Raw genomic sequence first — 17,251 nt, forward strand, 5'->3', positions numbered from 1 at the left:
GCCGTCACAGCGGGATCTTGCCGGTGCAGATGTCCCTGAACATCACCCAGTCGCCCATCAGGCTGTAGATCGGGTGGCGGAAGGTGGCGGGGCGGTTCTTCTCGAAGAAGAAGTGCCCGACCCACGCGAACGCATAGCCGCACACGACGGCGGCCGGCAGCCAAAGCCAGTCGCCGGTCGCGATCGCCATCGCGACGCAGCCGATCACGCCGAGCGAGCCGATGAAGTGCAGCCGCCGCGACGTCAGGTTCTGGTGTTCGTTCAGGTAGTACGGGTAGAAGTCAGCGAAGCTGGCGAAATGCTCCGTATGCGAATGCGCCATGGCCGTCTCCTCGGGCCGCTGTCCATGAAGCCATTGTGCGGCGAGCGGCGGGCGGCCGCAAGCGGGCCGGCTGGGCGGCCTCCGCTTTCCTTTTGACAGGCTTTCCGATAGGATCGAAAGCCGGTTTTGCATATATGCATGAGGGGACTACGATGCGCGTCAGCGATATTCTGAAAGTCAAGGGCAACACGCTGTTCACGGTGACGCCCGATACGCCGCTGCGCGAAGCGGTTGATACGATGGCCGAACACGACATCGGTTCGCTTGTCGTGATGGAGTACGGCGATCTCGTCGGGATGCTGACGTTCCGCGAGATCATTCTGCGCCTGCGCGAAAACGGCGGCGCGATCGGCGAGGTTCAGGTCCGCAAGGTGATGGACGAGCCGCTCACGTGCACGCCCGAAACGGACGTCAACGAAGTGCGCCGGATGATGCTCGAGCGTCATGCGCGCTACATGCCGGTGCTCGACAAGAAGGTGCTGATGGGCGTCATTTCGTTCTACGACGTCGCGAAGACGGTCGTCGAAGCGCAGAGCTTCGAGAACCGGATGCTGAAGGCGTACATCCGCGACTGGCCGGAGCCGGAATCCGAAGCCCACAAGCCGGTCGCCGGCTGAACGCCGCGCCCGTGCCGCCCCATCCGGCGCGGGTGCATCCGTCCAGCGCGGCGGCGCGGGCCAGGCCTGCGCCTGCGGCGCTGCCTTTCCTCCGATAACCAGGGCCCGCGCAGCTTCGCCGAGACGACGCGCGCGTATTCCGCATGAGCGATCACACGTCAGTCTCGTCAGAGCGCCGCAGCGAACGGCGCGCGCACGCCTCCCAGTTCGACCTGCTGCGCGAACGCCGCTTCGCGCCGTTCTTCACGACCCAGTTTCTCGGCGCGCTGAACGACAACGTCTTCAAGATCGGCTTCACGTCGCTCGTCACCTATCACACCGCGCGGTTTTCCGGCGTCGACGCGAAGACTGCCGCGTTCCTGATCTCCGCGATCTTCATCCTGCCGTTCGTGCTGTTCTCGGCGACGTCCGGGCAGATCGCCGACAAGTACGACAAGGCGCGCCTCACGCGCTTCGTGAAGTCCTTCGAGATCGTGCTGATGCTCGTCGGCGCCGCCGGCTTCGTCACGCACAGCGCGGCGCTGCTGTACCTGTGCACGTTCATGATGGGGATGCACTCGACGCTGTTCGGGCCGGTCAAGTATTCGTACCTGCCGCAGCACCTGGGCGAGCATGAGCTGGTCGGCGGCAACGGCCTCGTCGAGATGGGCACCTTCATCGCGATCCTGATCGGCACGATCATCGGCGGCGCGGCCGCGGGGCTGGCCGGCCGCGGCGAGCTCGTGCTCGCGGTGAGCTGCGTCGCGATCGCGCTCGCGGGGCGCATCGCCGCGCAGCGGGTGCCGCCGACGCCCGCGCCGCAGCCCGATCTCGTGATCAACTGGAACCCGGTCAGCGAAACGTGGCGCAACCTCGGGCTCGCGCGCCAGAACCGCACCGTGTTCCTGAGCCTGCTCGGCATCTCGTGGCTGTGGTTCGTCGGCGCGACGTTCCTCACGTCGTTCTTCAATTTCGCGAAGGACGTGCTGTCTGCGAGCCCCGACGTCGTCACGATCCTGCTCGCGACGTTCTCGGTCGGCATCGGCATCGGCTCGCTGCTGTGCGAGCGGCTGTCGCGGCGGCGCGTCGAGATCGGTCTCGTGCCGCTCGGCTCGATCGGCATCAGCGCGTTCGCGATCGAGCTGTATTTCGCGAGCCATGCGCTGCCCGCGCCCGGGCACCTGCTGTCGGTCGGCGAGTTCCTGGCCGGCGCGCGCCACTGGCGCATCCTCGCCGACCTGTTCCTGCTCGCGATGTTCGGCGGCTTCTACAGCGTGCCGCTGTACGCGCTGATCCAGAGCCGCAGCGCGCCGACGCACCGCGCGCGGATCATCGCCGCGAACAACATCCTCAACGCGCTGTTCATGATCGTGTCGGCGGTGATGGCGATGGCGCTGACCAAGGCGGGCGTCAGCATTCCGGGCATCTTCTTCGTTACCGCGCTGCTCAACGTCGTGGTCGCGGCCTACATCTACCTGCTCGTGCCCGAATTCCTGCTGCGCTTCGTCGCATGGGTGCTCGTGCATACGTTCTACCGGATCCGGCTCGTGCATGCGGAGCGGATTCCGGAGGAGGGGGCGGCCGTGCTCGTCTGCAATCACGTCAGCTATGTCGATGCGCTGGTGCTCGCAGCCGCGAGCCCGCGTCCGATCCGCTTCGTGATGGATCACCGGATCTTCAGGACGCCGTTCGCAAGCTGGGTGTTCCGGCACGCGAAGGCGATCCCGATCGCGCCGCGCCACGAGAATCCCGAAATGCTCGCGCGCGCGTACGACGCGTGCGTGGCCGCGCTGCAGGAAGGGGAACTCGTATGCATCTTCCCCGAGGGCAAGCTGACGAAGACGGGCGACATCAACACGTTCCATCACGGCGTGACGGAGATCCTTAGCCGTACGCAGGCGCCGGTGATTCCGATGGCGCTGCGCGGCCTGTGGGGCAGCGTGTTCTCGCGGCACGCGGACGCGCGCTGGCCGCGGCCCGTGAAGCGCGGCGTGATGAGCCGGCTGACGCTGGCGGTCGGCGAGCCGATGCCGTCGACGCTCGCGACGCCCGAGGCGCTGCAGTCCGCGGTGGCCGAATTGCGCGGCGCGCGCAAGTAGCGGCGGGCAGGGCGGGGTCGCATCGCGCGGCCCGCGCCGCCGGGACGGCTGGCATAATAGCGTTTTAGCTAAACTTTTCGACCGGCGAACGATCGATCTGCCCGCGTTCCGGCGGGCGGCGCGTCAGTTTGCCTATCTCTCTTTGGGCGGTTCCACCATGTCCGGCAATACTCTCGGCACGCTTTTCACTGTCACGACCTTCGGCGAATCGCACGGTCCCGCGATCGGCTGCGTGATCGACGGCTGCCCGCCGGGCATGGGGCTGACCGAGGCCGACGTCCAGCAGGAGCTCGACCGCCGCAAGCCCGGCACGTCGCGGCATGTCACGCAGCGGCAGGAAGCCGACGAGGTCGAGATTCTGTCGGGCGTGTTCGAAGGCGTTACGACCGGCGCGCCGATCGCGCTCCTGATCCGCAACACCGACCAGCGCAGCAAGGACTACGGCAACATCGTCGAAACGTTCCGGCCGGGCCATGCCGACTACACGTACTGGCAGAAATACGGAATCCGCGACTATCGCGGCGGCGGCCGCTCGTCCGCGCGCCTGACCGCGCCGATCGTCGGCGCGGGTGCGGTCGCGAAGAAGTGGCTGCGCGAGCGGGTCGGCGTCGAGGTGCGCGGCTGCATGAGCGCGCTCGGCGAGATCGACGTGCCGTTCGTCGACTGGTCGCACGTGAGCGAGAACCCGTTCTTCGCGCCGAACGCCGACGTCGTGCCGCAGCTCGAGGCGTATATGGACGCGCTGCGCAAGGACGGCGATTCGATCGGCGCGCGCATCGACGTCGTCGCTTCCGGCGTGCCGGTCGGCTGGGGCGAGCCGGTGTTCGACCGTCTCGACGCGGACATCGCGAAGGCGATGATGAGCATCAACGCGGTGAAGGGCGTCGAGATCGGCGCGGGTTTCGAGAGCGTCGCGCAGCGCGGCTCCGTGCACGGCGACGAGCTGACGCCGGACGGCTTCGTCGGCAATCACGCGGGCGGCGTGCTCGGCGGCATCTCGACCGGGCAGGACATCACGGTATCGATCGCGATCAAGCCGACGTCGAGCATCCGTACGCCGCGCCGGTCGATCACGAAGGCAGGCGAGCCCGCGATGGTGGAAACGTTCGGGCGTCATGATCCGTGCGTCGGCATCCGCGCGACGCCGATCGCGGAATCGATGCTCGCGCTGGTGCTGATCGATCATGCGCTGCGCCATCGCGCGCAATGCGGCGACGTCGAAACGCAAACGCCGAAGATTTCGGGCAGCGCGACCTGATACGACCGGGGCGCCGCCGCGCAGGAGGCCGGCCGTCGAATCCATGTAAAACGGGGTGCTGCGTCGAGCAGCACCCCGTTTCGTTTGAGCGGCGAAAAAAACGCCGCTCGAGGCGGCGTTTTCCGGCACGTCACATGTTCGGGTAGTTCGGTCCGCCGCCGCCTTCCGGCGTGACCCACACGATGTTCTGCGTCGGGTCCTTGATGTCGCAGGTCTTGCAGTGCACGCAGTTCTGCGCGTTGATCACGAGGCGATCGCTGCCGTCGTCGTTCTTCACGAATTCATACACCGCCGCCGGGCAGAACCGGCCTTCCGGCCCCGCGTAGGTGCGCAGGTTCACGTTTACCGGCACGTTCGCATCCTTCAGCGTCAGGTGCGCCGGCTGGTTTTCCTCGTGGTTCGTGTTCGAGATGAACACCGACGACAGCCGGTCGAACGTCAGCTTGCCGTCCGGCTTCGGATACTCGATCGGCTCGCACTGCGACGCCGGCTTCAGCGTCTCGTGATCCGCGTGCTTGTGATGCAGCGTCCACGGCACGTTGCCGCCCATCACCTTCTGTTCGAGGCCGACCATCAGCGTGCCGAGATACAGTCCCTTCGCCATCCACTGCTTGAAGTTGCGCGCGCGATACAGCTCGGTGTACAGCCACGATTGCTTGAACGCGTCCGGATAGGCATTCAGTTCGTCCGCCTGACGCCCGGCCTGCACCGCGTCGAACGCGGCGTCGGCCGCCAGCATGCCGGTCTTGATCGCCGCATGGCTGCCCTTGATCCGCGACGCATTCAGGAAGCCCGCGTCGTCGCCGATCAGCGCGCCGCCCGGGAACACCGTCTTCGGCAGCGACAGCAGCCCGCCCGCGGTGATCGCGCGGGCGCCGTACGACACGCGCTTGCCGCCTTCGAGGAACGCGCGGATCGACGGATGCGTCTTGTAGCGCTGGAATTCCTCGAACGGCGACAGGTACGGGTTCGTATAGCCGAGGCCGACCACGAAGCCGACCACGACCTGGTTGTTGTCCATGTGGTACAGGAACGAGCCGCCGTAGGTGTCGGCCTTCAGCGGCCAGCCGGCGGTGTGGATCACGAGGCCCGGCTTGTGCCTGGCCGGATCGATTTCCCACAGCTCCTTGATGCCGATCCCGTACGCCTGCGGATCGGCGTTCGCGTCCAGCTTGAACTTCGAGATCAGCTGGCGGCCGAGGTGGCCGCGGCAGCCTTCGGCGAACAGCGTGTACTTCGCGTGCAGCTCCATGCCGAGCTGGAAGTTCTCGGTCGGCTCGCCGTCCTTGCCGATGCCCATGTTGCCGGTCGCGACGCCCTTCACGGAGCCGTCGTCGTGGTAGAGGATCTCGGCGGCCGGGAAGCCCGGGAAGATCTCGACGCCCAGCGCTTCGGCCTGCTGGCCCAGCCAGCGCGTGACGTTGCCGAGCGAAATCACGTAGTTGCCGTGGTTCTTGAAGTTGTCCGGCAGCGCCCAGTTCGGCGTCTGCATTGCGCTCTTCTCGGACAGGAACAGGAAGCGGTCCTCGGTCACCTCGACGGTGAGCGGCGCGCCTTGCTCCTTCCAGTCGGGGAACAGCTCGCCGATCGCGCGCGGGTCCATCACCGCGCCCGACAGGATGTGCGCGCCGATTTCCGAGCCCTTCTCGAGCACGCAGACGCCGATCTCGACGCCTTTTTCAGCGGCGAGCTGCTTGAGCCGGATCGCCGCGGACAGCCCGGCAGGGCCGCCGCCGACGATCACGACGTCGTATTCCATCGATTCGCGCGGGCCGTATTGCTCGATGAGGCTTGCGGGGGTCATTGGCGTTCCTCTAACCGTTAGAATGCTTTTATTCGGGAGCGTATTGTCTGCGAAACGAAACGCTTGCCGCAACAGCATGCGGATAGATTAGCACGATCGTTCTATTTTTTGTGTTAGGGTAACGCCGCATGGGCCTGGCCGTCCGCGGCGGAGAAACGACATCGAAAGGGGTGCGCAATGGGTCGGTCGATCAATCTGGAAGGCAAGGTCGCGCTGGTAACGGGCGCTTCGAGCGGGCTCGGCCAGCGCTTTGCACAGGTGCTGTCGCAGGCGGGCGCGAAGGTCGTGCTCGCGAGTCGGCGCGTCGAGCGGCTCAAGGAGCTGCGTGCAGAGATCGAGGCGGCAGGCGGCGCGGCGCACGTGGTGTCGCTCGACGTCACCGATGTCCAGAGCATCAAGGCGGCGGTCGCGCATGCCGAAACGGAAGCCGGCACCATCGATATCCTCGTCAACAATTCGGGCGTGTCGACGATGCAGAAGCTCGTCGACGTGACGCCCAGCGAATTCGAGTTCGTGTTCGACACGAATACGCGCGGCGCGTTTTTCGTCGCGCAGGAAGTCGCGAAGCGGATGATGATGCGCACCAACGGCAACGGCAAGCCGCCTTACCGGATCATCAACATCGCATCGGTGGCCGGCTTGCGCGTGTTTTCGCAGATCGGCCTGTACGCGATGAGCAAGGCCGCGGTCGTGCACATGACGCGCGCGATGGCGCTCGAATGGGGGCGTCACGGCATCAACGTCAACGCGATCTGCCCGGGCTATATCGATACGGAAATCAATCACTACCTGTGGGAAACCGAGCAGGGCCAGAAGCTGCAGTCGATGCTGCCGCGCCGGCGCGTCGGCAAGCCGCAGGATCTCGACGGGCTGCTGCTGCTGCTCGCGGCCGACGAGTCGCAGTTCATCAACGGCTCGATCATCTCCGCGGACGACGGCTTCGGCCTCGCGTGACCGGACGATTCACAGCAACAGCAATACTCAGCAACAAAGATGACTGCAATGAGCGATTACTCCCCTGTTTTCGAGATGTCGATGCCGATCCGCTGGGGCGACATGGACGCGTTCGGACACGTGAACAACACGGTCTATTTCCGCTATATGGAGCAGGTGCGGATTTCCTGGTTCGAGACGCTCGGCGTCGCCGGCGGCAACGGCGAAACGCAGGGGCCGGTCATCGTGACCGCGTCGATGGAGTTCCTCAAGCAGTTGCATTACCCGGGCGACGTGATCGCGAAGATGTCGGCCGCGAAGCCGGGGCGCAGCAGCTTCGACACCGGCTTCGAGCTGACCCGCGCCGATGATCCGCACCACGTCTACGCGCGCGGCAGCGCGCGCTGCGTATGGGTCGACTATGCGCTCGGCAAGTCGGTGCCGTTGCCGCAACTGCTGCGCGACACGATCGAGCGCGCACTCGCCGCCAGGATCGGCTGAAGTCCGGGCGCGACGGCCGTTGCGTCGCGCCGCTCAATGGCCGAGCAGACGCTGCAGCAGTTCGGCCGTGTTCCCCGTCCCGTACTTGCGCATCAGCCGCGCGCGATAGATGTCGACCGTGCGCGAGCTGATGTCGAGCACCCGGCCGATCTGCTTGCTCGTCTTGCCGGTCGCGAGCTGCGCGGCGATCTCGCGCTCGCGCGGCGTCAGCGCGACGGCCACCGGGCGGGTCGCGCTCAGGTCCTCGAAGGTCCAGACGCCGGCCGCGAGCGGCGCGGTGCGATCGAGCGCGCGGCCCGTCACGTGGCACCAGAACAGCTCGCCGTCGGCGCGCTTCATGATCCGGTCGTCCGCATAGCTGCCGTTCACGACCATCACCCGCGAAATGCGCTCGCCGATCCGCTGGAATTCGTCCGGCGACGGGTAGAGCACCTCGTACGATTTCCCGATCAGGTCGGCGCACGTGCAGCGGAAGATCGCCGCGACCGCGTCGTTGCAATCCTCGATCACGCGGTCGCGCGACATGACGAGGCCGATCGGCGCGAGATGGAAGGCGGTCTGGTAGTCGAGGGCGGACATGGAAGCGGGCGAACGATGGCAAATGCTTATGTATTTTTGCGTATTGTGCCGCATCCGCGCCGCATCGTACCCTTTCAGGCATCTCGCGGCGCTTGCCGCGAAACAAGAAGAAGCGCGTCGTCGCGGCAGGCCTTGCCGTGCATGCATAGAATGATGCGGCGGGCCTGCGAGCCACGCCGGCGCGCGAACCCGGTTTCGCTGGTTTCCATAGAGGAAGGGACATACAGATGAACAAAGTCTATCCAAGCGCGGCGGCCGCGCTGGAAGGGATCGTCCAGGACGGACAGACCTTCGCGGTGGGCGGCTTCGGCCTGTGCGGCATTCCCGAGGCGCTGATCGGCGCATTGCGCGATTCGGGCGTCAAGGGCATCACCTGCATCAGCAACAACGCGGGCGTCGACGGCTTCGGTCTCGGCCTGCTGCTCGAAACGCGCCAGATCAGGAAGATGATCTCGTCGTATGTCGGCGAGAACAAGGAATTCGAGCGCCAGTACCTGGCGGGCGAACTGGAACTGGAATTCACCCCGCAGGGCACGCTCGCCGAGAAGCTGCGCGCGGGCGGCGCGGGCATCCCCGCGTTCTTCACCAATACCGGCTACGGCACCGTGATCGCGGAAGGCAAGGAAACGCGCCAGTTCGGCGATCGCCACTACGTGCTCGAGCCGTCGCTGACGGCCGACGTCGCACTCGTGAAGGCGTGGAAGGCCGACAAGTCGGGCAACCTGATCTTCCGCCGCACGGCGCGCAACTTCAATCCGATGTGCGCGATGGCGGGCCGGATCACGGTCGCCGAGGTCGAGGAGATCGTCGAGAACGGCGAGCTCGATCCGGACCAGATCCATACGCCGGGGATTTTCGTGCAGCGGCTCGTGCTGAACGCGACGCCCGAGAAACGCATCGAACAACGCGTCGTGCGCGCGAAAGGAGACTGACATGGCTTGGAATCGTGACCAGATGGCCGCGCGCGCGGCGCAGGAACTGCAGGACGGCTTTTACGTGAACCTCGGCATCGGCCTGCCGACGCTCGTCGCGAACCACGTGCCGGAAGGCGTCGAAGTCTGGCTGCAGTCGGAGAACGGCCTGCTCGGCATCGGCCCGTCGCCGACCGAGGACGAAGTCGACGCCGACCTGATCAACGCCGGCAAGCAGACCGTCACGACGCTGCCGGGCTCGTCGATCTTCTCGTCCGCCGATTCGTTCGCGATGATCCGCGGCGGCCACATCAACCTCGCGATCCTCGGCGCGATGCAGGTCAGCAAGCAGGGCGACCTCGCGAACTGGATGATCCCCGGCAAGATGATCAAGGGGATGGGGGGCGCGATGGATCTCGTCGCCGGCGTGAAGCGCGTCGTCGTGCTGATGGAGCACGTCGCGAAGGGCGACCAGCACAAGATCCTCGAGGAATGCAACCTGCCGCTGACGGGCGTCGGCGTGGTCGACCTGATCATCACCGATCTCGGCGTGATCGAAGTAACGCCGGCTGGCCTCAAGGTGATCGAACTCGCCGACGGTGTCAGCGTCGACGAGATCCAGGCTAAGACCGGCGCGCCGCTCGACGTGAGCGCGGTCGCGTAAGCGCGTCGCGCGCGTCCGCCGTGCCCTCCGGCGCCCCGCATTCCCGACGGAATGCGGGGCGCTTGTCATTCGGGCGCGGCGAACGAGCGGCCCACCGGCCGCGGCGCGCGTCACGCAATCGTGCCGCCGCCGTCGACCAGCACGGTCGAGCCGGTTGCGTAGGGCGTCGTCGCCAGATAGACGATCGCGTTCGCGACGTCCTCAGGCTGGCCGACGCGGCGGGCGGGCAGGCGTTGCGCGGCATTCGCAAACAGTGCGTCGCGCGCGTCGGGGGCGAGCTTGTCCCACAGCGGCGTCGCGATCAGGCCCGGCGACACGGTATTCACGCGCACCGGCGCCAGTTCGAGCGCGAGGCCGCGGGCGAGCGCCTCGAGCGCCGCGTTGATCGCGCCCTGCAGCACGGACGACGCGCTCGGCCTTGCGCTGAGGAAACCCGACACGAACGTCAGCGAGCCGCCCGGCGCGATGTCGATCGCGCGTGCGACGCGATACGCGCCCCAGAACTTGCTGTTCATCGCGGCTTGCGCGTCGTCGAACGGCAGCGACCGGACCGGGCCGGCAGCCGTCCGGGCGGCGGAGATCACGACGTGGTCGAACTGGCCGGCCCGCGCGCAGAACGCGTCGACGGCCGCGGTATCGGTGACGTCCAGCGTTTCGCGGCGCACCGGGCTGCCGGGCGAAGCCGCGGCGGCGGTCGCCTTGTGCGGGTCGCGCGACGCGATCGTCACGGTCGCGCCGCGTTGCGCGAAGGCTTGCGCGGCGGCGGCGCCGATGCCGGAGCTGCCGCCGACGACGAGGACTTTCCTGCCATTGAGTGAATCGTTCATGATGGTCGGTTCCGATGAGAATGGGCGGTCGCTCAGATCGTTTCGGTTTCGCGCAGCGTCGACGGGCTGCCCAGCGCGTAGCGCGCGATGTCGTCCTTGCGCATGAAGGCCACGCCCGGATGCGACCGGGCGTGGCGCAGGAACGCGTCCCACGCGCGCACCATTTGCGGCGTGCCGCTGATCCGGTCGTGCGCGCTGATCGACATCAGCCTGCGCCGTTGCCCGGCTTCCTCGTACAGCTGGTCGAAATCGAGCTTGATCTGTTCGAGAAACATCGACGGCGAATAATTGCGGCCCTCGATCAGCAGGATGTCGTTGTTGCGCAGCGTGTACGGCACGACCACGAAGTCGCGTCCGTTGACTGCCTCGATGAACGGCTCGTCGCGGCTGACGTCGTCGATGTGATAGACGTAGTCGAGCTCCTGCAGCAGCGACAGCGTGTTCGGGCCGCGCCGCAGCCAGTTGCAGTTGTAGCCGATCGGCCGCTGGCCGGCCGCGGCTTCCACCATGTCGCGGGCGTCGAGCAGGAAGCGCCGCTCGTCGTCGCGGCTCATCGCGAATTGCGAGCGCCAGCTCGGCCCGTGCGCCGAGGCCTCGTGACCGCGCGCGACGATCTCGCGGGCCAACTCGGGGCGATGCCGGACCGCTTCGCCGATCATGTGCGACGTGACCTTGACGTCGTGCCGGTCCCACAGGTCGAGCATGCGCGGGATGCCTTCGCGGTAGCCGTACGCGAACCAGGTGCCGGACGCGAGGTCGGCGGGCACGGACGGCGGGAACGCGACGGGCGGAAACGGGCTGTCCGCGCCCTTGGGCGGCTGGCCGCCCGCTTCGAACTGCATCGAGATCGAGATCACGAGGCGGATGCCGTCGGGCCAGAACGGTCCCGCGCCGTGCTGCGCCGCAGCGGCGGCGCCGGCGGTCGCGGCGCCGGCCGGCGTGGTGGCCGCGCCGAGCGCGAGGCCGGCGGCCAGTCCCGCGCCGGCGCCTGCCTGTGCGAGAAACGTGCGCCGTCCGGGGCGCATGGAGGGATCGATGGGCGTCATCGCGGCATCCTCAGTTGGCGAGGCCAAGCTGGCGCATCAGCGTCAGGTTGTCCTCGATGTGCCAGTTGTCGGCGATGCGGCCGTCCGCAATCCGGTAGATGTCGGTCGCGATGAAGTCGACCGGCTGGCCGTGCCCGGCGGAGCCGTTGAAGGTCCCCGTGAAGTGCCCGCGAAAGTGCAGGTGAACGACGACGCGATCGCCGGCCACGATCATCTGCTCGATCTCGCAACGCAGGTCCGGCACCGCCGCGCGCATCGTGCGCGAGGCGGCGAGCGGGCCCGGCAGCCCCTGGGCGCGTCCGGCAGGCAGCGTGCGGTCGGTGAAATCGGGTGCGAGCGCCGCGCGGGCGAGCGTCGCGTCGCCGGTATCCCAGAACGTGCCGTAGCGGCGCGCCGCGAGAACCTGCGCGCTTGCCTGCGCGGCGGGCAGGCCGGCGGCGACCGTCAGGTCGCGCGGTGTGACGAGATCGTCGGCTTGCGCAGCCGTGGGCGGCAGCGCGGCCGCGACCAGCGCGGCGGCGAGCAGGCGGGCGGTCAGGCGGCCGGCCGGGCGGAAAAGGGCGGACATCGGATTCTCCTGTTCGTGAAGAGGCGTCGGGTCAACGCGTGATGCACATGGTAAGTTTCCGTTTTGGATGTAAATACGGACTGATCGCGAATGGATTATTCGAAAATTGGAAAGGTGAGCGAAGCGCGAGGGGCGCGGTGCTGATCGACGACTTGCCGGCGCTCGAAACCTTCGCCCGCATCGTGTCGGCGGGCAGCCTGTCGGCGGCCGCGCGAGAACTCGACCTGTCGCTGTCGGTGGTCAGCAAGCGGCTCGCGCACCTCGAGTCGCGGCTCGGCGTGCGCCTGCTGCACCGCACGACGCGGCAGCAGACGCTGACCGACGAAGGCGCGCAGTTCCACGCGCAGGCGCTGCGCATCCTGGCCGAAATCGAGCAGGCCGAAGCGCTGATGCAGGATCGGCGCGGCACCGTAAGCGGCCTGCTGCGCGTGACGGCGCCGGGCGAACTCGGCCGCCTGCGGCTTGCGCCGCTCGTCGCTGAATTTCAGCGGCAGCATCCGCAGGTGACCGTGCAACTGATGCTGACCGATTCGGTCATCGACCTGCTCGCGCACGAGATCGACGTCGCCGTGCGGATCGGCAGCCTGGCCGACTCGTCGATGATCGCGCGCGAGCTAGCGCCGAACCGTCGCGTGCTGTGCGCAGCGCCTGCGTACATTGCCGAGCACGGCGAACCGGCGCACCCGGGCGAACTGTGCCGGCATCGCTGCATCGTGATGGGCGAGCAGCCGCGTGCCGAATGGCGGTTCGATGGCGACGGCGGCGCGCTCGAGGTCGAGGTAACGGCGGCGCTGCTGACGAACGACGGTGGCGCGGCGCGCACGCTGGCGCTGGCGGGGGCAGGCATCGCGCTGAAGTCGATCTGGGACGTCGGTCCCGATCTCGAGGCGGGCCGGCTCGTCCGCATACTGCCTGCGTACGCGGCGCCGGCCGCGCCGTTGCACGCCGTGTATCCGGGCGGGCGGCATCTTGCGATGCGCGTGCGCGCGTTCGTCGATTTCGTGCGGGAGCGGTTGCAGGCCGAGTGGTGCTGGGGCGAAGGCTGACGCGTTGCGGGGGCACGCGTGCGCGCACGATGCGGCGGCGTTCGCCCGGCGCCGAGACGGCTCCGTGAACGGAAGCGGTTTACAATCGATCGCACCGGGCGGCGCACCGTTTGCGCCGCCGCGCAGCGCCCGTTCGACAGGATGCCAACGATGCCAACGATCTCAGCGAACCCCTTGGTACCTCGCCAGCGGCGCGTGCAGTGCGCGAGCGCGGCCGGCCTTCACCACGTGGCGTACACCGAGTGGGGCGATCCCGCCAATCCGCGCGTGCTGGTCTGCGTACACGGGCTGACCCGCTCGGGGCGTGATTTCGACCGGCTCGCCGCGGCGCTTGCCGATACGTATCGCGTCGTGTGCCCGGACGTCGTCGGGCGAGGCCGCTCCGACTGGCTCGCGGATTCGCGGCTCTATGCGATTCCGCAATACGTGGCCGACATGGTTACGCTGATCGCGCGCCTCGACGTCGAATCGGTCGACTGGTTCGGCACGTCGATGGGCGGCCTGATCGGGCTCGCGCTCGCGGGGCTGCCGGGCTCGCCGGTGCGGCGGATGATCGTCAACGACGTCGGCCCGCGGATCGAGCCGGATTCGCTCACGCGCATCGGCGAATACCTCGGCGTGCAGCCGCGCTTCGCGACCGAGCAGGAAGGCATCGATTACCTGACGTCGCTGTCGCTGCCGTTCGGCGCGCTCACCGGCGACGAATGGCGCGAGATCAACGCGCCGCTGCTGCGCGAGCTGCCCGATGGCGGCTGGGCGATCCGCTACGACCCGCGGATCGCGGAGCCGTTCAAGGCGACGACGCCCGAGCTGGCCGCGCTCGGCGAGGCTGCGCTGTGGCGCGCGATCGAAACGACGGACGCGACGCTGCTCGTCGTGCGCGGCGCGGCGTCCGACCTGCTGTCGCGCGAGACGGTCGCGGAAATGACGCGGCGCGGCCGGCATGTGTCGCAGGCGGAAATTGCCGGCGTCGGCCATGCGCCGGCGTTCATGAGCGCGGACCAGATCGCGCTCGCGCGCGGGTTTTTCCTCGAAGAGGGCGCATCCGCGTCATAATATATGGTTCGGCGGTGCGGGCCGCGCCGCCGGGCGAATCATCCATTCATTCAAGCGGAACATTCCATGGCAGTTACTCGTCACCACGTCGGCGCCCGTCTTTCCGAAATTGCGATTCACAACGGCACCGTGTACCTCGCCGGCCAGATCGCGGAAGACACGACCCAGGACATCAAGGGCCAGACGCGCGAAGTGCTTGGGCACATCGACCGCCTGCTCGCGGAGGCGAACAGCGACAAGGCGCATCTGCTGTCGGTGCAGATCTACATTTCCGATCTGGCGAACTTCGCGGGCATGAACGAAGAGTGGGACGCATGGGTGGCGCCGGGCAATACGCCGCCGCGCGCCACCGTCGAGGCGAAGCTCGCGGATCCCGCGCTGCTCGTCGAAATCGTCGTCGTTGCTGCGCAGCGGAGCTGACCTGAACCGAGCGTCGTCGCTGACGACGATGCCTCACCGGGCTGCATGATGACCGCCGATACCGTTTCCGCTTCTTCCGCCGCGTCGCCGTCGTTCGACGACGTGCTCGCGTTCGTGCGCGAGCATGCGGGCGACGCGCGCCTGTCGTCGGGCGAGCTGCTCGCCGATCACGCGGCCGGCACGGCGTCGATCATGGGCAAGCTGAACGTCGATCCGCCCGCGGTGCAGGCGGCGGCGCTGTTTGCGCTGACGCCGCACCTGAACGATCCGGAGCGCGAGCTTGCCGCGCGGTTCGGCGACGAAGTCGCGCGCCTCGTGTCCGACGTGCGCAAGCTGCTGCGGCTCGGCACGATCAGCCTGCGCGTCGCGCAGAGCGCGGCGCCGGAGGCCGGACGCGACGCCGCGGCCGAGCGCCGCGCGCAGATCGAGGCGCTGCGCAAGATGCTGCTCGCGTTTGCGCAGGACATCCGCGTGGTGCTGATCCGGCTCGCGTCGCGACTGCAGTCGCTGCGCTACTACGCGGCGGCGAAGGTCGCGCCGCCGCCGGACGTCGCGCGCGAAACGCTCGAGATCTACGCGCCGCTCGCGAACCGTCTCGGCATCTGGCAACTGAAATGGGAGCTGGAGGACCTGGCGTTCCGCTTCGAGGATCCGGTCACGTACAAGCGGATCGCGAAACTGCTCGACGAGAAGCGCGTCGAGCGCGAGGCGTATGTCGCGGAGGCGATCGGGAGCCTGCAGCGCGAGCTTGCAGCCGCGCACATCCAGGCGGAGGTGAGCGGCCGGCCGAAGCACATCTACAGCATCTGGCGCAAGATGCGCGGCAAGGAGCTCGACTTCTCCGAGCTGTACGACGTGCGCGCGTTTCGCGTGATCGTGCCGGACATCAAGGATTGCTACACGGTGCTCGGCATCGTGCATCACCTGTGGCAGCCGGTGCCGAAGGAGTTCGACGACTACATCTCGCGTCCGAAGCCGAACGGCTACAAGTCGCTGCACACGGTCGTGATCGGCGACGACGGGCGTGCGTTCGAAGTGCAGATCCGCACGCACGAGATGCACGGCTTCGCGGAATACGGCGTCGCCGCGCACTGGCGCTACAAGGAGGCCGGCGCGCGCGGCTACGGCGGCCAGTTCTCCGCAAGCGACAAATACGACGAGAAGATCGCCTGGCTGCGCCAGCTGCTCGCGTGGAAGGACGACGTCGAGGACGGCGGGGGCGCGGCCGGCGGCAAGGCGTGGGCGCAACTGCGCGAGACGACGCTCGACGACGACCACATCTACGTGCTGACGCCGCAGGCGCGCGTGATCGCGCTGCCGCAGGGCGCGACGCCGGTGGATTTCGCCTATCACCTGCACAGCGAGCTGGGCCACCGCTGCCGCGGCGCGCGCGTCGACGGCGCGATGGTGCCGCTCAACACGCCGCTCGCGAACGGCCAGACGGTCGAGATCGTCGCGGTGAAGGAGGGCGGGCCGTCGCGCGACTGGCTGAATTCGCAGCTCGGCTACCTGAAGAGCCCGCGCGCGCGGCAGAAGGTGCGCGCGTGGTTCAATGCGATCGAGCACGAGGAGAACATCGCGCACGGCCGCGCGCTCGTCGAAAAGACGCTGCAGCGCGAAGGCAGGACTTCGGTCAATCTCGACAACCTGGCGGCGAAGCTCGGCTTCAAGACGCCCGACGAGCTGTTCTCGGTCGTCGGCAAGGAGGAGTTCAGCCTGCGCAACGTCGAGCAGGCGCTGTCCGATGCGCCGCCGCCCGAACCCGTGCCCGAGGCGCCCGCCGATTTCGAGAAGCGCAGCAGCGGCGCGAGCGTCGCGCACGGCGCGTCGACCGGGGTGCTGGTGGTCGGCGTCGATGCGCTGCTGACGCAGCTCGCGCGCTGCTGCCGGCCCGCGCCGCCCGATCCGATCAGCGGCTTCGTCACGCGCGGCAAGGGGATGTCGATCCATCGCAGCGATTGCGCGACGTTCCGCCGGATGGCGGAGCGTGCGCCGGAGCGCGTGCTGCAGACCACCTGGTCCGCCGACGTGCTGGGCGGCCGCGGCGCGTCGGTCTATCCGGTCGACCTGATGATCGAGGCGACCGACCGGCAGGGGCTGCTGCGCGACATCTCCGAAGTGTTCGCGCGCGAGAAGCTCAATGTCGTCGGCGTAAAGACGCAGACTCGCCGCAATGCGGCATTCATGCAGTTCACGGTAGAGATCTCGAACTCGGCACAGGTGCAGCGCGCTTGCGCGCTGCTCGGCGAGGTGCAGGGCGTCGTCCGGGCCGGCCGGAAGGCGTGAGGTCGGGGCCGGATCCACATTATTTTGCTGCGATTGCATAAAAATGCTTGCCAAGTGAATTACAGCTCCATATAATTTCAGCTTCTTCAGGCTCGTAGCTCAGCTGGTTAGAGCACCACCTTGACATGGTGGGGGTCGTTGGTTCGAGTCCAATCGAGCCTACCAACGAACAGGAGCATCCGGTTTCCGGGTGTTCGAAGCAGTAAAAACTCAACGCGTACAAGGCGAATACGGTTATGACACCGCGAACGTTGACCGAAACCACTTCGGAGCGACGCTAGTCGAGGAACGTTTTCGCCCCTGCGGTTTGAGTGAAGTATCGAATGCGGCCCCTC

The 17,251-nt window shown here is 67.4% G+C and carries 17 protein-coding genes and 1 tRNA gene; 12 read left to right on the top strand and 6 right to left on the bottom strand.

The window, feature by feature from the left end; translation table 11 throughout:
* Positions 1-4: 4 nt before the first annotated feature.
* A complete protein-coding gene (locus HWX31_RS07265) occupies positions 5-322 on the bottom strand; it encodes an Mpo1-like protein (protein WP_010092579.1) in 318 nt (105 codons plus the stop codon).
* Positions 323-474: 152 nt separating this feature from the next.
* On the opposite strand from HWX31_RS07265, the gene HWX31_RS07270 reads away from it, so the two are divergent.
* From HWX31_RS07270 to aroC, 3 genes are all read left to right on the top strand, one after another.
* The gene (locus HWX31_RS07270) at positions 475-939 is read left to right on the top strand and encodes a CBS domain-containing protein (protein WP_042583784.1); all 465 of its coding nucleotides are present in this window, start codon (positions 475-477) and stop codon (positions 937-939) included.
* 143 nt (positions 940-1,082) lie between these two features.
* Positions 1,083-3,017: an MFS transporter gene (locus HWX31_RS07275; RefSeq protein WP_174963709.1), complete on the top strand. Its 1,935-nt coding sequence runs from the start codon at positions 1,083-1,085 to the stop codon at positions 3,015-3,017.
* 157 nt (positions 3,018-3,174) lie between these two features.
* The gene (gene aroC, locus HWX31_RS07280; RefSeq protein WP_174963708.1) at positions 3,175-4,275 is read left to right on the top strand and encodes a chorismate synthase; all 1,101 of its coding nucleotides are present in this window, start codon (positions 3,175-3,177) and stop codon (positions 4,273-4,275) included.
* A gap of 130 nt (positions 4,276-4,405) precedes the next feature.
* Here aroC and HWX31_RS07285 read toward each other — a convergent pair whose 3' ends face one another.
* Positions 4,406-6,079 (bottom strand): electron transfer flavoprotein-ubiquinone oxidoreductase, encoded by a 1,674-nt coding sequence (locus tag HWX31_RS07285; RefSeq protein WP_175933887.1) that lies wholly within the window; start codon positions 6,077-6,079, stop codon positions 4,406-4,408.
* Between the two features lie 177 nt (positions 6,080-6,256).
* Between HWX31_RS07285 and HWX31_RS07290 the strand changes: the two genes are divergently transcribed.
* Together HWX31_RS07290 and HWX31_RS07295 are read left to right on the top strand one after the other, a co-directional pair.
* Positions 6,257-7,033, top strand: a complete 777-nt coding sequence (locus HWX31_RS07290) for an SDR family oxidoreductase (protein WP_042583788.1) — start codon at positions 6,257-6,259, stop codon at positions 7,031-7,033.
* Between the two features lie 48 nt (positions 7,034-7,081).
* Complete coding sequence (locus HWX31_RS07295; protein ID WP_059617563.1) at positions 7,082-7,513, top strand: acyl-CoA thioesterase; 432 nt, start codon at positions 7,082-7,084, stop codon at positions 7,511-7,513.
* Positions 7,514-7,546: 33 nt separating this feature from the next.
* On the opposite strand, the gene HWX31_RS07300 is transcribed toward HWX31_RS07295, so the two are convergent.
* Positions 7,547-8,092 (bottom strand): PAS and helix-turn-helix domain-containing protein, encoded by a 546-nt coding sequence (locus tag HWX31_RS07300; protein WP_174963706.1) that lies wholly within the window; start codon positions 8,090-8,092, stop codon positions 7,547-7,549.
* 227 nt (positions 8,093-8,319) lie between these two features.
* Here HWX31_RS07300 and HWX31_RS07305 point away from each other — a divergent pair, with 227 nt between their 5' ends.
* Together HWX31_RS07305 and HWX31_RS07310 are read left to right on the top strand one after the other, a co-directional pair.
* Positions 8,320-9,024, top strand: a complete 705-nt coding sequence (locus HWX31_RS07305; RefSeq protein WP_059617121.1) for a CoA transferase subunit A — start codon at positions 8,320-8,322, stop codon at positions 9,022-9,024.
* Between the two features lies 1 nt (position 9,025).
* Positions 9,026-9,667, top strand: coding sequence for a CoA transferase subunit B (locus tag HWX31_RS07310; protein WP_059617123.1), 642 nt, complete (start codon positions 9,026-9,028; stop codon positions 9,665-9,667).
* 110 nt (positions 9,668-9,777) lie between these two features.
* Here the strand turns inward: HWX31_RS07310 and HWX31_RS07315 are convergent, their stop codons facing one another.
* Genes HWX31_RS07315 through HWX31_RS07325 form a run of 3 tightly spaced genes read right to left on the bottom strand, consistent with a single transcriptional unit; the run spans position 9,778 to position 12,108 of the window.
* Complete coding sequence (locus tag HWX31_RS07315) at positions 9,778-10,494, bottom strand: SDR family oxidoreductase (RefSeq protein ID WP_174963705.1); 717 nt, start codon at positions 10,492-10,494, stop codon at positions 9,778-9,780.
* Positions 10,495-10,526: 32 nt separating this feature from the next.
* Entirely contained in the window at positions 10,527-11,567 is a 1,041-nt protein-coding gene (locus HWX31_RS07320; protein WP_415494278.1) for a polysaccharide deacetylase family protein, read from the bottom strand.
* A complete protein-coding gene (locus HWX31_RS07325; protein WP_174963703.1) occupies positions 11,551-12,108 on the bottom strand; it encodes an ester cyclase in 558 nt (185 codons plus the stop codon). Before HWX31_RS07325 ends, HWX31_RS07320 begins: the two co-directional genes overlap by 17 nt.
* A gap of 137 nt (positions 12,109-12,245) precedes the next feature.
* Between HWX31_RS07325 and HWX31_RS07330 the strand changes: the two genes are divergently transcribed.
* The 5 genes from HWX31_RS07330 to HWX31_RS07350 all read left to right on the top strand — a co-directional run bounded on the left by HWX31_RS07330 (position 12,246) and on the right by HWX31_RS07350 (position 17,081).
* A complete protein-coding gene (locus HWX31_RS07330; protein WP_174963742.1) occupies positions 12,246-13,154 on the top strand; it encodes a LysR family transcriptional regulator in 909 nt (302 codons plus the stop codon).
* Between the two features lie 150 nt (positions 13,155-13,304).
* Positions 13,305-14,210, top strand: a complete 906-nt coding sequence (locus tag HWX31_RS07335) for an alpha/beta fold hydrolase (protein ID WP_174963702.1) — start codon at positions 13,305-13,307, stop codon at positions 14,208-14,210.
* Between the two features lie 66 nt (positions 14,211-14,276).
* Positions 14,277-14,630 carry a RidA family protein gene (locus HWX31_RS07340; protein ID WP_042583797.1) on the top strand — a complete coding sequence of 118 codons (354 nt, stop codon included), beginning with the start codon at positions 14,277-14,279 and terminating at the stop codon, positions 14,628-14,630.
* Positions 14,631-14,678: 48 nt separating this feature from the next.
* Entirely contained in the window at positions 14,679-16,916 is a 2,238-nt protein-coding gene (locus HWX31_RS07345; protein WP_174963741.1) for a RelA/SpoT family protein, read from the top strand.
* An 88-nt stretch (positions 16,917-17,004) separates the two neighbouring features.
* Positions 17,005-17,081: transfer RNA gene (locus tag HWX31_RS07350), tRNA-Val, on the top strand.
* The last annotated feature ends 170 nt before the right edge of the window (positions 17,082-17,251 follow it).

Origin of the sequence: Burkholderia ubonensis (assembly GCF_902833085.1) — a bacterium.
GTDB classification, from domain to species: Bacteria; Pseudomonadota; Gammaproteobacteria; order Burkholderiales; family Burkholderiaceae; genus Burkholderia; species Burkholderia ubonensis.